Annotated in this window: 12 protein-coding genes; all 12 read left to right on the top strand. The window is 65.6% G+C overall.

The features are described from left to right. The first annotated feature begins 1 nt into the window (after position 1). Positions 2–859 carry a signal peptidase I gene (lepB, locus tag DNJ95_RS12645; RefSeq protein ID WP_131185091.1) on the top strand — a complete coding sequence of 286 codons (858 nt, stop codon included), beginning with the start codon at positions 2–4 and terminating at the stop codon, positions 857–859. A gap of 179 nt (positions 860–1,038) precedes the next feature. Beyond that, on the top strand, positions 1,039–1,728 hold the full coding sequence (rnc, locus tag DNJ95_RS12640) for a ribonuclease III (RefSeq protein ID WP_131185090.1): 690 nt from the start codon (positions 1,039–1,041) through the stop codon (positions 1,726–1,728). Further along, on the top strand, positions 1,715–2,617 hold the full coding sequence (gene era / locus DNJ95_RS12635; protein WP_181953390.1) for a GTPase Era: 903 nt from the start codon (positions 1,715–1,717) through the stop codon (positions 2,615–2,617). Before rnc ends, era begins: the two co-directional genes overlap by 14 nt. A 207-nt stretch (positions 2,618–2,824) precedes the next feature. Beyond that, positions 2,825–3,523: a DNA repair protein RecO gene (gene recO, locus DNJ95_RS12630; RefSeq protein WP_131185088.1), complete on the top strand. Its 699-nt coding sequence runs from the start codon at positions 2,825–2,827 to the stop codon at positions 3,521–3,523. Next, positions 3,516–4,259, top strand: coding sequence for a pyridoxine 5'-phosphate synthase (gene pdxJ / locus DNJ95_RS12625; protein WP_131185087.1), 744 nt, complete (start codon positions 3,516–3,518; stop codon positions 4,257–4,259). Before recO ends, pdxJ begins: the two co-directional genes overlap by 8 nt. 224 nt (positions 4,260–4,483) lie before the next feature. Next, positions 4,484–8,551 (top strand): ATP-dependent RNA helicase HrpA, encoded by a 4,068-nt coding sequence (gene hrpA, locus DNJ95_RS12620; RefSeq protein WP_131185086.1) that lies wholly within the window; start codon positions 4,484–4,486, stop codon positions 8,549–8,551. A 319-nt stretch (positions 8,552–8,870) separates the two neighbouring features. Beyond that, positions 8,871–9,494 carry a DUF998 domain-containing protein gene (locus tag DNJ95_RS12615; RefSeq protein WP_131185105.1) on the top strand — a complete coding sequence of 208 codons (624 nt, stop codon included), beginning with the start codon at positions 8,871–8,873 and terminating at the stop codon, positions 9,492–9,494. Between the two features lie 34 nt (positions 9,495–9,528). After that, on the top strand, positions 9,529–10,056 hold the full coding sequence (locus DNJ95_RS12610; RefSeq protein ID WP_131185085.1) for a DUF3087 family protein: 528 nt from the start codon (positions 9,529–9,531) through the stop codon (positions 10,054–10,056). Between the two features lie 225 nt (positions 10,057–10,281). Beyond that, the gene (locus tag DNJ95_RS12605; protein WP_131185084.1) at positions 10,282–11,397 is read left to right on the top strand and encodes an N-acetylglucosaminyl phosphatidylglycerol synthase; all 1,116 of its coding nucleotides are present in this window, start codon (positions 10,282–10,284) and stop codon (positions 11,395–11,397) included. After that, complete coding sequence (locus tag DNJ95_RS12600) at positions 11,390–12,133, top strand: N-acetylglucosaminyl phosphatidylglycerol deacetylase (RefSeq protein WP_131185083.1); 744 nt, start codon at positions 11,390–11,392, stop codon at positions 12,131–12,133. The genes DNJ95_RS12605 and DNJ95_RS12600 overlap by 8 nt, the downstream gene beginning before the upstream one ends. Continuing rightward, positions 12,130–13,143, top strand: coding sequence for a glucosaminyl phosphatidylglycerol flippase (locus DNJ95_RS12595; protein ID WP_131185082.1), 1,014 nt, complete (start codon positions 12,130–12,132; stop codon positions 13,141–13,143). The genes DNJ95_RS12600 and DNJ95_RS12595 overlap by 4 nt, the downstream gene beginning before the upstream one ends. 51 nt (positions 13,144–13,194) lie before the next feature. After that, entirely contained in the window at positions 13,195–13,386 is a 192-nt protein-coding gene (locus DNJ95_RS12590) for a CsbD family protein (RefSeq protein WP_131185081.1), read from the top strand. Positions 13,387–13,671: the final 285 nt, after the last annotated feature.

Here is a 13,671-nt window from a genome sequence, read left to right as displayed (position 1 = left end):
TATGTCGATCAATTTCCCGTTGTTGCTGGTCCTCGCCGTGGCGATCTGTGGTGCCCTGGCCCTGGCCGACCTGCTGTTCTTCGCGCCCCGTCGGCGCTCGGCGATCGCCCGCTACGAGAGCGGTGCCACTGGCGAGGCCGACCCGCAGGTACTGGAGAAGCTGAACAAGGAGCCGTTGCTGATCGAGTACGGCAAGTCCTTCTTTCCGGTGCTGGCGATCGTGCTGGTGCTGCGCTCCTTCCTGGTCGAGCCGTTCCAGATCCCCTCGGGCTCGATGATCCCGACCCTGGAAGTCGGCGATTTCATCCTGGTGAACAAGTTCGCCTATGGCATTCGCCTGCCGGTGGCGGATACCAAGGTCATCGAGGTCAGCGATCCCAAGCGTGGCGACGTGATGGTGTTCCGCTACCCGAGCGATCCGAACATCAACTACATCAAGCGCGTGGTCGGCCTGCCGGGCGACGTGGTGCGCTACACCAGTGACAAGCGCCTGTACGTCAATGACCAACTGGTGGCGCAAACCCTGGTTGGCGAGGAGCCCGGCAGCCTCGGCAGCGCCATGCTCTACCAGGAGCGCCTGGGCGAGGCCGAACACCTGATCCGCAAGGAAATGAGCCGCTACCGGGTCGAAGCCGAGCGGCAGTGGGCAGTACCCGCCGGGCACTATTTCATGATGGGCGACAACCGCGACAACTCCAACGACAGCCGCTACTGGCAGAGCGTGAGCGGCGAGCCGGAAATGGCCGGGATGGTGCCGGACCGCAATATCGTCGGTAAGGCGTTCGCGGTATGGATGAGTTGGGGAGAGCCCAAGTTGAGCAGCCTGCCGTCGTTCTCGCGGGTCGGGCTGATTCATTGATCCGAGGCCTTCTCTCCCCAACCCCTCTCCCGCGAGGGGAGAGGGGCTTTGCCGGCGGCGTTCATTCGACCGGCGTGCATTCAGCCCTACTCCCCTGGCGGGAGAGGGGAAGACCCAAGCGCACGCTACCCGTGGTAACGGGCAGCGCATTTTGATCGGAAATACCGCCTAAGGATGTCGTGAGCAATTCATTGAGCCGTCTCGAGCGCAAGCTCGGCTATCAATTCAAGGACCAGGAGCTGATGCTACTGGCCCTGACCCATCGCAGCTACGCTGGCCGCAACAATGAGCGGCTGGAGTTCCTCGGCGATGCCATTCTCAATTTCGTCGCCGGCGAAGCCCTGTTCAAGCATTTCCCCCAGGCCCGCGAAGGGCAGTTGTCGCGTTTGCGCGCACGGCTGGTCAAGGGCGAGACGCTTGCCGTACTGGCGCGTGGCTTCGAACTGGGCGATTACCTGCGGCTCGGCTCCGGCGAGCTGAAGAGCGGCGGTTTCCGCCGCGAGTCGATCCTGGCCGATACCCTGGAGGCGCTGATTGGCGCCATCTATCTGGATGCCGGTATGGAAGCCGCGCGGGACCGCGTGCTGGCCTGGCTGGCCAACGAGCTGCAGGGCCTGACGCTGGTGGACACTAACAAGGACCCGAAGACCCGCCTGCAGGAGTTCCTGCAATCGCGCGGTGGCGAACTGCCGAAATACGAGGTGGTGGATATCCAGGGCGAGCCGCACTGCCGCACCTTCTTCGTCGAATGCCAGGTGGTATTGTTGGGCGACAAGACACAAGGGCAGGGCGCCAGCCGGCGCATCGCCGAACAGGTTGCCGCGGCAGCCGCACTGGTTGCCCTCGGCGTGGAGAATGCCAATGACTGATGCATCCGTGAGCCGTTGTGGCTATGTCGCCATCGTCGGGCGGCCGAATGTCGGCAAGTCGACACTGCTCAACCATATCCTCGGGCAGAAGCTCGCGATCACTTCGCGCAAGCCGCAGACCACGCGCCACAACATGCTGGGGATCAAGACCGAGGGCGCCGTGCAGGCGGTCTATGTCGACACCCCCGGCCTGCACAAGAATGGCGAAACCGCGCTCAATCGCTATATGAACCGCACCGCGTCTTCCGCATTGAAGGATGTCGACGTGGTGATCTTCGTGGTCGACCGCACGCGCTGGACCGAAGAGGACCAGTTGGTGCTGGAGCGCGTGCAGTACGTCGAGGGGCCGCTGATCGTGGCGGTCAACAAGGTCGATCGTCTCGACGAGAAGGGCGACCTGCTGCCGCACCTGGAGTGGCTGGCGACGCAATTGCCGAATGCCGAGATCGTACCGGTTTCCGCCCAGCACGGGCAGAACCTGGAGCTGCTGGAGCAACTGGTGGCCGAGCGGTTGCCGGAAGGCGAGCACTTCTTCCCGGAAGACCAGATCACCGACCGCAGCAGCCGCTTCCTGGCCGCCGAGCTGGTGCGGGAAAAGATCATGCGCCAGCTCGGTGCCGAGGTGCCCTACCAGATCACCGTGGAGATCGAGGACTTCAAGCAGCAGGGGCATGTGCTGCATATCCATGCGCTGATCCTGGTGGAGCGCGACGGACAGAAGAAAATCATCATCGGCGACAAGGGCGAGCGCATCAAGCGTATCGGCCAGGAGGCGCGCAAGGATATGGAGGTGCTGTTCGACTCCAAGGTCATGCTCAACCTCTGGGTCAAGGTCAAGGGTGGCTGGTCGGATGACGAGCGGGCGTTGCATTCGCTGGGTTACAACTGAAAGCCGCAACGCCGATAGTAAGAGCGCTATTGGCTGGAGGCTGAACGAAGAGCGAAAAGGGCGAACATCAGGCTATCCAGCCTCCAGCGCGTAGGATGGGTTGAGGAGCATGGCGACGATACCCATCGTCAGCCATCTAATGATGGGTATCGCTGTGCTCGACCCATCCTACGCACTGCATGGGTATGGCGGTGTTCCAGGGTATTTATGAGCACAACACTTGTTCCCGCCTTCGTCCTGCATAGCCGGCCCTATCGCGAGAGCAGCGCGCTGGTGGATTTCCTCACGCCGCAGGGCCGTTTGCGCGCGGTATTGCGTGGGGCGCGAGGCAAGGCGGGCAGCCTGGCGCGGCCGTTCATCTCGCTGGAGGTGGAGTTTCGCGGGCGCCATGAACTGAAGACGGTCGCCCGCCTGGAGCCGGCCGGGGTCGCCCACTGGCTGGAGGGCGATACGCTGTTCAGCGGGCTTTATCTCAACGAGTTGCTGACGCGCCTGCTGCCGGCGGAAGATGCCCATCCCGAACTGTTCGAGCTGTACCGCGGCAGCCTGCTGGCCCTGGCCGCGCGGCGGCCGCTGGAGCCGCTGCTGCGGGCGTTCGAGTGGCGCCTGCTGTGCGAGCTGGGCTACGGCTTCGCGCTGGATCGCGATATCCATGGCCTGCCGGTCGCGCCGGAGTCTTTCTACCGGTTGCAGCCGGACGCCGGATTCGAGGCGGTCCAGCAGTTCCAGCCAGGCCTGTTCAAGGGCGCTCTGTTACTCTCCATGGCCGAGGCGGACTGGGCCAGCGAGGGCGCCCTGGGAGCGGCCAAGCGCCTGATGCGCCAGGCATTGGCCCCTCATCTCGGCGGGCGGCCGCTGGTCAGCCGCGAACTTTTCATGTCTATCAAGGAGTCACCCCGTGGCTGAAGCCAGACCTATCCTGCTCGGTGTCAATATCGATCACGTCGCCACCTTGCGCCAGGCGCGCGGCACGCGCTACCCGGACCCGGTCAAGGCCGCGCTGGATGCCGAACAGGCCGGTGCCGACGGCATTACCGTGCACCTGCGCGAGGATCGCCGGCATATCCAGGATCGTGATGTACGGGTGCTGCGCGAGGTGTTGCAGACGCGCATGAACTTCGAAATGGGCATCACCGAGGCGATGCTGGCGTTCGCCGAGGAGATTCGCCCGCCGCATGCCTGCTTCGTCCCCGAGACGCGTCAGGAGCTGACCACCGAAGGCGGCCTGGATGTGCTGGCGCAGGAGGCACGGGTGGCGGCGGCGATCGAGCGCCTGGCGCGGCTGGATTGCCAGGTATCGCTGTTCATCGACCCCGAGCCGGCGCAGATCGAGGCGGCGCGGCGCCTGGGTGCTCCGGCCATCGAGTTGCATACCGGGCGTTATGCCGATGCCGAGACGCCGCAGGCGCAAGCCGCCGAGCTGCAGCGAATTCGCCAGGGCGTGGCGCTGGGGCGCGAACTGGGGCTGGTGGTCAATGCCGGGCATGGCCTGCACTACCACAACAGCCAGGCCATCGCCGCGCTGGAAGGCATCAACGAACTGAACATCGGCCACGCCATCGTCGCCCATGCGCTGTTCGTCGGCTTCCCGCAGGCGGTGCGCGAGATGAAGGCGTTGATCGTCGCCGCCGCCCAGGCGTAGGGTGCGCCACGCGCACCGATTCCCAGGGCAATCGCGCCATGCGCTCAAGCCTTCGATAAAAGCGCTGGGGGCTGGAAACTGGAGGTAAAAGCTCCGTCTCCAGCAGGCAACGGACGGCGCGTCGTCCAGTCTCAAGCCTCCAGCGCTGTTCTCGGCTCTTCTGAGTACATGGCACGACCGTCTTAACCGATTATTCCGCCTATATTGTCCACCTCCGGATCACCATGACTGAAGCCACGCCCGCCATCGCCGCCCAGCTCGACAACCTGTTGAACAACCTTTCCCAGGTGGCGAGCGGCGACCGCCATCGCCTGCGCCGGCAGTTGCTGGAGTTGCGCAAGAAACCGGACGAGGCGCGCCTGGCGCAGTGGCTGGAGCGCTTCGAGCGCTCGCGGGCCAGGGTCGAGGCGCGGCGCCGGAGCGTGCCGCCGATGCGTTACGACGACAGCCTGCCGATCGCCGCCAAGCGCGAGGAAATCAAGGCCGCGCTGCTCGAACACCAGGTGCTGGTGATCGCCGGGGAAACCGGCTCGGGCAAGACTACCCAGTTGCCGAAGATCTGCCTGGAACTGGGGCGCGGTGTGCACGGCCTGATCGGCCATACCCAGCCGCGCCGGCTGGCGGCGCGCAGCGTGGCGACGCGGGTGGCCGAGGAAATCGGTACGCCGCTGGGCGAACTGGTCGGCTACCAGGTGCGCTTCGAGGACCAGAGCAAGGACAGTACGCTGGTCAAGCTGATGACCGACGGCATCCTGCTGGCGGAAACCGCCCATGACCGCTACCTGGAAAAGTACGACACGCTGATCGTCGACGAGGCCCACGAGCGCAGCCTGAACATCGACTTCCTGCTCGGCTACCTGAAGACCCTGCTGCCACGCCGCCCCGACCTCAAGCTGATCATCACCTCGGCGACCATCGACCTGCAGCGTTTCAGTGAACACTTCGGCGATGCGCCGATCATCGAGGTGTCCGGGCGCACCTATCCGGTGGAAACCTGGTACCGGCCGCTGTCGCAGGAAGTGGACGAGGAGGGTAACCGCGTAGAGGACGACCTGACCGTGGACCAGGGCATCCTCGCCGCACTGGACGAGATCGCCGCCCATGAGCGCAGCGTCGGCCAGCGCCCGGGCGACGTGCTGGTATTTCTGCCTGGCGAGCGCGAGATCCGCGATGCCGCCGAGGTGCTGCGCAAGGCCAACCTGCGCTTTACCGAAGTACTGCCGCTGTATGCGCGGCTGACCCCGGCGGAGCAGCAGAAGATCTTCAAGTCGCTGCCGGCGCGCAAGATCGTGCTGGCGACCAACGTCGCCGAGACCTCGCTGACGGTGCCCGGCATCCGCTATGTGATCGACAGCGGCACCGCGCGCATCAGCCGCTACAGCTATCGCGCCAAGGTGCAGCGGCTGCCGGTGGAGGCGATTTCCCAGGCCAGCGCCAACCAGCGCAAGGGCCGTTGCGGGCGGGTCGAGCCGGGCATCTGCATCCGCCTCTACAGCGAGGAGGATTTCCTCGGGCGCCTGGCCTTCACCGATCCGGAAATCCTGCGCACCAACCTGGCGGCGGTGATCCTGCAGATGCTGCACCTGCGCCTCGGGCGTATCGAGGACTTCCCCTTCATCGAGCCGCCGGATGGGCGCGCCATCAGCGACGGCTTCAACCTGCTGCAGGAACTCTCGGCGGTGACCCGCGAGGGCGAGCTGACCGCCCTCGGCCGGCAACTGGCGCGCCTGCCGATCGACCCGCGGCTTGGCCGCATGCTGCTGGAAGGCGCGCGCCTGGGCAGTCTGGAGGAACTGCTGGTGATCGCCAGCGCGCTGTCCGTGCAGGACGTGCGCGAGCGGCCGCTGGAGCGCCAGCAGGCTGCCGACCAGGCCCATGCGCAATGGAAGGACCCGGATTCCGACTTCGCCGCGCTGATCAATATCTGGCGCGGTTTCGAAGAACAGCGCCAGGCCCTCGGCAGCAATGCGCTGCGAAGCTGGTGCCGCAAGAATTTCCTCAACTACCTGCGCCTGCGCGAATGGCGCGATGCGCACCGGCAACTGGTGCTGATCGCCCGCGAGTTGCGGCTGGGCGACAGCCATTCGCGGGATGCGCAGCGCCCGAGTGCTGCCGCAGCGGTAGGATGGGTTGAGCGAAGCGATACCCATGCGGCCCCGCAACTGACCAAGGATACCAAGCTCAACGCCATCGCCCGCCAGCAGGCCGAGGCCGGTGAGGCGGCGCAGCGCGCGCGCGGCTATGCCGCCGTGCACCAGGCGATTCTCTCCGGCCTGCTCAGCCAGATCGGCCAGAAGACCGAGGAGGGCGACTACCTGGGCGCCCGCCAGCGGCGCTTCCGCGTGCACCCATCCAGTGTGCTCGGGCGCAAGAAGCCCCAGTGGATCATGGCGGCGGAACTGCTGGAGACCAGCCAGTTGTTCGCGCGGATCGTCGCCCGCATCGAACCGGAATGGATCGAGCCGCTGGCCGGCCACCTGATCAAGAAGAACCACTTCGAGCCGCACTGGGAGAAGAAGCGCGGCCAGGTGGTGGCCTACGAGCAGATCACCCTCTACGGCCTGATCGTCGTCGGGCGCCGGCCTGTGCACTACGGGCCGGTGGATCCGCTGGTTTCCCGCGACCTGTTCATCCGCGAGGGCCTGGTGCGCGGCGAGATGCGCAGCCAGGCCAGGGCGCTCAGTGCCAACCGCGCCCTGCTGGAGCGCCTCGACGAGCTGGAAGCCAAGGCACGCCGGCGCGATATCCTTGCCGACGAGGAAACCCTCTACGCCTACTACGCGGCGCGCCTGCCGGAGGATATCTGCCAGGTCGCCCGTTTCGAGAACTGGTACAAGCGCGAGAGCGCCGGCAACCCACAATTGCTGGTGATGAGCGAGGCCGATGTGCTGGCCCGCGACGCCAGGGAAGTGACGGCGGCGCAGTACCCCGATCAGTTGCAGCTCGGCGAATTGCAATTGCCGCTGAGTTACCACTTCGAGCCGAATCATCCGCGCGACGGAGTGACGGTCCGTGTGCCGGCGCCGCTGTTGCCGCAATTGCCCGCCGAGCGCCTGGCCTGGCTGGTGCCGGGCTTGCTGGAGGCCAAGTGCGTGGCGTTGGTGCGCAACCTGCCCAAGGCCCTGCGCAAGAATTTCGTGCCGGTACCGGATTTCGTCCAGGCGGCCCTGGCGCGGGTGACGTTCGCCAGCGCCTCCCTGACCCAGGCGCTGGGGCAGGAACTGCTGCGCATGACCGGCGTACGGGTACCGGAAGAAGCCTGGCAGGAGGCCGAACAGCAGCTCGACAGCCACCTGCGCATGAATATCGAGGTGGTCGACGGCGAAGGCAGGCCGTTGGGAGAAGGGCGCGAGCTGTCCGAGCTGACGGCGCGTTTCGCCGCCGACGGGCGGATCGCCCTGGCCACGCCCGGCAAGCGCACCAGTGAGGAGCGGGTACAGGCCGAGGCATTCGCCCCCTTGCAGCAACAGGCGCAACACCAGGTCGCGGGGCTGTCGATGACGGTCTACCCGGCCCTGGTGGAGGAGAAGGGCGAGGTCCACCAGGGCCGCTTTCCGACCCGTGCCGAAGCGGACTTCCAGCACCGCCGCGCCTTGCAGCGGCTGCTGTTGCAGCAACTGGCCGAGCAGGCCAAGCACTTGCGCGGCCGCCTGCCAGGGCTGACGGAGCTTGGCCTGCTCTATCGCGAGCTGGGCCGGGTGGAGGCACTGGTCGAGGACCTCCTGCTGGCCAGCCTGGACAGTTGCATCCTCAGCGGTCTCGATGAGCTGCCCCGCGAAGGCGGTGCATTGGCCACCCTCGCCGAACGCCGGCGTGGCGACTGGAGCGAGCAGGCCGGGCAACTGGCGCGCCTGGTGCTGGAGATACTCAAGCTATGGCACGGCCTGCAGAAGCGCTTCAAGGGCCGTATCGACCTGGCCCAGGCGGTGGCGCTGAACGATATCAAGCAGCAGTTGGCGAACCTGGTCTATCCGGGCTTCGTCCGCGATACCCCGGCCGAGTGGCTGAAGGAGTTTCCTCGCTACCTCAAGGCCATCGAACAGCGCCTGGACAAGGTCGGCTCGCAGGTGCAAAGGGACCGTGTCTGGGCGGGCGAATTGACTGCCTGCTGGCAGCAATACCAGGCGCGCCTGGAAAAACATGCGAAGGAAGGTCGGCGTGATGCTGAGCTGTATCAGTACCGCTGGATGCTGGAGGAGTACCGTGTCTCTCTGTTCGCACAGCAACTGGGCACGAAGATGCCGGTGTCCGAGAAGCGCTTGGGCAAGCAATGGGCAAGCGTTGAGGCGTGAGAACCATGCTTGCCGGCAAGGCAGGAGTGCTACCACCATTGCGTGTATTCCGCCTTCGCGGGAAGGACAGGGGTAGGGGAAGCAGGGAGAAGCGAGAGGTCCCCCACCGTCGTCCCCGCGAAGGCGGGGACCCAGGTGCGCGGATATCCAGATCGTTCGCGACAGTGGCTTGAACGCGGCCTTTGCAAAGACGCTGAAAGGCATGGGCGTGAGAGCCTGTTCTAAGTCTGGCCTGCTGCGTTAAGAGCAGGCTCTGGTTTGCGAGGTTTTGAACGGCCGCCTGGCGATTCAATGCATTAACGATAACGACGGAGGGGACATGCGCAAATACGGTTTTATGGCGGGGGTTCTGATTCCATTCTGGCTGGCGCTCGGGGTCATGCTGGCCGGCGCACTGTATCCCGGTTACAGCCATGTGGACCAGGCCATGAGCGAGCTGGGAGCGTTGGGTGCCCCCACCCATGGTATTTCCCCGCTGATCAACAACTACCCTCTCGGGGTGTTGTTCGTTCTCTTTGGTCTGGCCCTGTGGCTGCAATTCGGCAACCTCTGGTCGCGTGCGACTGCCGTGCTCGTGATGCTGCACGGGCTGGCCAGCTTTGCCACGGGCTATTACGCGTGCGATGTCGGTTGCTCGCTGGAGCGGCCGTCCAGCAGCCAGAACCTGCATAACCTGGCCGGTTTCGTGATGTTCCTGAGTCTGCTGCTGGCAAGCTTCATCTGGATCTTCCTGGCGCAGAAGCTGCTCGGCAGCCGCGTGTTGAGCCTGTTGTCGGTGGCGGCGGTGATGCTGGCGGTGCTGACCATGCCGTTGATGGCGCAGGCCGTCGAGGCCGGGCAGGGATTCGGGCTTTACCAGCGGCTCAACTATGGTGTCCAGGTGCTGTGGGTGGCCGCGCTGGCATTGACCATCTGGTGGCAGTCCCGGCGTTTGTCGGACTGAGCCTGCACTTATCGTCTGCAAGGAGACAACTGCCGTGACGCTTTTCGAAATCCAGCCGATGGAGCCACAGCGCTATCGGCAACAGACACGCCGTATCACCTTGCTGGTTGTTGTCATCTTCGCTGGCCTGGGGCTGGGGCTGTCGACCCTGGGCGTGCAACTGTTCGGTACGCCCGGGGGCGATAATTTCCGCTTGAACCTGGCGGGCGTGCTGGCCGGCCTGGTGCTGAGCGTGGCGCTGGTCCGCCTGGTCTTCTGGCCCCGCCCCTGGATGGCGCCCGCCGTGTACGGCTGGCGCCTCAAGCGCAACCTGATGCGGGTGACCAACCGCATGCACCGTATCAGGGAGGCCGTTGCGCGGGATGAGCCGCATGCGCTGAAACTGCTGCGCTTCTACCACCTGGGGGTGATGCAGATGTGCCGGCTGGATGGCAACCCCGGCGGTATCGACCCGATGGTGCATGAGATCGACCAGCACCTGGAACATATGCAGCGTCTCGGCCTGGAGCCGGAGCAGACGCATCTGTACGCCGAGTGGCTGGCGGCGCTCGAGGCGAAATAGCCCGGGGCCGATCGGCTATCGCCGTGGTGCGCAGGATGCGCCGTGCGCACCGCAATGATCGCAGTTATCCCGGCGCACCCCACGCCAAGGCGTTCCATACAGTCTTGTGACATATGGGCAGAACGACTGCCGGCGGCGGGGGTCCATTGAAATCATTACAGATTCTTTCTGTGTGAGCGGCCAGTGGCTTGTGCCATGGCACCGACTCAATGGAGTAGCAGTGCCTTGCATATCGTTGACATGACCATGTTCTATGCGCCAGCCAGCGGCGGCGTGCGTACCTATCTGGAAGCCAAGCACCGGCGCCTGCAGCACTATCCCGGTATTCGCCATAGTGTCCTGGTGCCGGGCGCCGCTTATGGCGAGGAAGGCGGCATCTACGAACTGCCCGCGCCGCTGTTGCCGTTCGGCAAGGGCTACCGTTTCCCGCTGCGGCGTTCCCCCTGGCGCAACCTGCTGCGCAGCCTGAATCCGGACCTGATCGAGGTCGGCGATCCCTACATGACGGCCTGGGCGGCGCTGGACGCGGGGCGCCGCCTGGATGTACCGGTGATCGGTTTCTATCATTCCGACCTGCCCCTGCTGGCGCGCAACCGTGGCGGTGACTGGCTCGGCGAGCGGCTGGAGCATTATGTTGCCAACCTGTATGGCCGCTTCGACCGGGTGTTGGTACCAAGCCATGTGATGGCGCACAAACTGCTCGGCCTTGGCGTGCGCAATGTTCACGTCCGGCCGCTGGGGGTCGACCTGCAGGTGTTCCATCCGCGCTGGCGCGATGAGCGGTTGCGCGCCGAACTGGGGCTCGACGATAGCGCGCGCCTGATGATCTTCGCCGGGCGCGGGTCGCGCGAGAAGAACCTGCCCGTGTTGCTGGAGGTGGCCAGGGAGCTGGGGGGGCCCTATCACCTGCTGCTGGTCGGCTCCTGCATGCCACGACGGGTGCCGGAGAATGTCACGGTCATGGATGGCTTTCGCCCGGCCGTGGAGGTCGCCAGGCTGATGGCCAGTAGTGACGTGCTGCTGCACGCGGGCAACCAGGAGACCTTCGGCCTGGTGGCGCTGGAAGCCATGGCCTGTGGCATCCCGGTGGTGGCGGCGCGTGCCGGGGCACTGCCGGAACTGGTTCCCGCGCATGCCGGCAACCTCTGCCGGCCGCTGGATGCGAAGGACATGGCGCGGGCCGTGCGGGAGCTGTTCGAGGCCGATGTGCGGCGCATGGGTGAGCAGGCGCGCCTGCATGTCGAGGCCCACTATGCCTGGGATGCGGTCATCGCCGGCCTGCTGGTCCACTACCGGGCCGTGACCGGGTATGCCGAGTCGGCGGTGGCCGCCCATGGCTGAGCGCGCATTGATGCTGGTGCTGCACGACGTGGCCCCGGAAACCTGGCGGGACTACCAGCCTTTCGTGGCGCGGGTGGATGCCCTGGGGCGAATACCCATCACCTGGCTGGTGGTGCCGGATTTCCATCGGCGCAATCCCTTGCGCCAGTATCCCGATTTCTGCCGGATGCTGGCGTCGCGTCTCGAGCGGGGCGACGAACTGGTGCTGCACGGTTTTCACCATGCCGATGAGGGGCCGGCGCCGCGCGCCCCGGTGGACTGGTTCATGCGCCGCGTCTACACCCACGAGGGCGAGTTCTACGGGCGTGACCAGGCCTCGGCCCGCGAGCGCCTGGAGCGGGGTATCGAACTGTTCCGGGAACTCGTCTGGCCCCTGCACGGCTTCGTGGCGCCGGCCTGGTTGATGAGTGAGGGCACGCGCCGGGCCTTGCGCGATAGCGGGCTGTCCTACAGCAGCGCACCCGGTTGCCTGTACCGCCTGCCGGATTTCCAGCGGCTGCCGGCGCCAGGCCTGGTCTGGAGTGCCCGCAGTGGCTGGCGGCGCGGGCTGTCGTGGCTCAACAGCGAATCGGCGCGACGGCGCTGTGCCCATTCGCCCGGGCTGCGGCTGGGGCTGCACCCGGTGGATATGCGCCACGCTTTCTCCCGCGACTACTGGTTGCGGGTCCTGCGCCAGGAGCTGGCGGATGGACGCCAGGCACTGACCAAGTTCGACTGGTTGCGCCGGCAGCCATGAACCGCGGTGGATGGATACTGTTGGCGGCCCTGATCGCCGCCGCGCTGATCCCCCTGCTGCTGGGCGGCAGCGAGTCGCTGGGGCATTTGCGCCGCTTTCCCCTCAGTTGGTTGCTGGGCATGCTGGCCATGATCGTGCTGGGCTGGAGCCTGAATGCCTTGCGCCTGCGCCTGTTGCTGGGGCGCAAGAGCCTGGGGCAGGGGCGGGCGACGGCCATCGTCATGGCCACCGAGTTCGCCATCTGCGCCACGCCGGGCGGTGCCGGAGGGCCGGTGACCCTGGCCGTGCTGCTGGCGCGCCAGGGCGTGGCACCAGCCAAGGGCGCCGCCACTTACGCGGTGGAGCAACTGAGCGATCTGCTGTTCTTCGCCTGTGCCATGCTGGGCGTGCTGGTCTATGGCCTGACCCATGCGTTGACGCCTTTCATGGACAATCTGCTGGGCGGCAGCCTGGCGCTCATGCTGGTTGTGCTGACGTTGCTGGGGCTGTTGGCGCGCTTTCATCTTGGGCTGTTCCGCAGCGCCGGCGTACTGCTGGCGCGCCTGGGGGTAGGGCGCCGCCGCCGCTGGCGCTGGGCCAGGATGCTGTTGCGCTTTCGCAATGCCTTGCGCGCCAGCCTGGGCCTGCCGCGCCTGTTGCTACTGAGCGTCTTCCTGCTGACCGTGCTGCATGGCCTGCTGCGCTACAGCGTGCTGTACCTGACCCTGCTTGGCCTGGGGCGACAGATCGACTGGGGCTGGAGCTTCCTGGTGCAGATGCTGGCCCTCGGTGCCGGGCACCTGAGCCTGCTGCCCGGTGGCGCTGGCAGCGCCGAACTGGCCTCGGCGGCGCTGTTGGCACCGATGGTCGGCAAGTCCACCAGTGCGGCGGCCATCCTGATCTGGCGTTTCGTCACCTATCACTTCTACCTGATCGCCGGGGCCCCGGTGTTCCTGCAACTGGCCGGGCGCCCACTGTTGGAGCGGCTCATGCGCCGGCGTGACCGTTCCTCGGGAAATGGAAACTCTTGAGGCGCCGGCCCGGTCAATTTCCAGGCATGTACTCAACGACTGGAGGTTCTTATGAGCAGCACTGGCGACAAGATCAAGGGCAAGGCCAACGAAGTCATCGGCAAGGTGAAACAGAGCATTGGCGATGCAACCGACAACGATCGCTTGAAGGATGAGGGGCTGCAGCAAGAGGTCAAGGGGGAGGCGCAACAGCTCAAGGGCGGCGCGAAGGATGCGTTGAAGAAGGGCGTGGACAAGGTCTGAGAACCTGTTCACGATCTGTTGCGCGTCGGTCCTGCTGTGTCAGAAACAGGCTCAAAATGCTCATTTACTATTTGTAAACTGCGCTTTTCCGCCTGTTTTTGCCTTGCAGGGCTCTAGCCCGCGAGATATTGAGCAGGGTCTGAGAACGCTAGGGCCCCGACCGCTTCGCCGCGGCGCAATGGTCGGATTGCTAGTCATCTTCGCCGGTGCCATCGCGCCTCGGCAGGCTTGCCGGCATCGCCTTTGTGGCCGGTTCCGTTTGCGGGGCCGCCCACAAAGGTATCT

The organism is Stutzerimonas kirkiae, assembly GCF_004327335.1.
GTDB classification, from domain to species: domain Bacteria; phylum Pseudomonadota; class Gammaproteobacteria; order Pseudomonadales; family Pseudomonadaceae; genus Stutzerimonas; species Stutzerimonas kirkiae.
Note: the sequence above shows the minus strand (reverse complement) of the source record. Positions and strands in the feature narration are given on the sequence as shown.

Excerpts from the sequence above, each read along its gene's own strand:
- recO (WP_131185088.1), top strand. The coding sequence starts at position 2,825 with ATGAGCACAACACTTGTTCCCGCCTTCGTCCTGCATAGCCGGCCCTAT.
- era (WP_181953390.1), top strand. The coding sequence starts at position 1,715 with ATGCCAATGACTGATGCATCCGTGAGCCGTTGTGGCTATGTCGCCATC.
- DNJ95_RS12590 (WP_131185081.1), top strand. The coding sequence starts at position 13,195 with ATGAGCAGCACTGGCGACAAGATCAAGGGCAAGGCCAACGAAGTCATC.
- lepB (WP_131185091.1), top strand. The coding sequence starts at position 2 with ATGTCGATCAATTTCCCGTTGTTGCTGGTCCTCGCCGTGGCGATCTGT.
- hrpA (WP_131185086.1), top strand. The coding sequence starts at position 4,484 with ATGACTGAAGCCACGCCCGCCATCGCCGCCCAGCTCGACAACCTGTTG.
- DNJ95_RS12600 (WP_131185083.1), top strand. The coding sequence starts at position 11,390 with ATGGCTGAGCGCGCATTGATGCTGGTGCTGCACGACGTGGCCCCGGAA.
- DNJ95_RS12615 (WP_131185105.1), top strand. The coding sequence starts at position 8,871 with ATGCGCAAATACGGTTTTATGGCGGGGGTTCTGATTCCATTCTGGCTG.
- DNJ95_RS12595 (WP_131185082.1), top strand. The coding sequence starts at position 12,130 with ATGAACCGCGGTGGATGGATACTGTTGGCGGCCCTGATCGCCGCCGCG.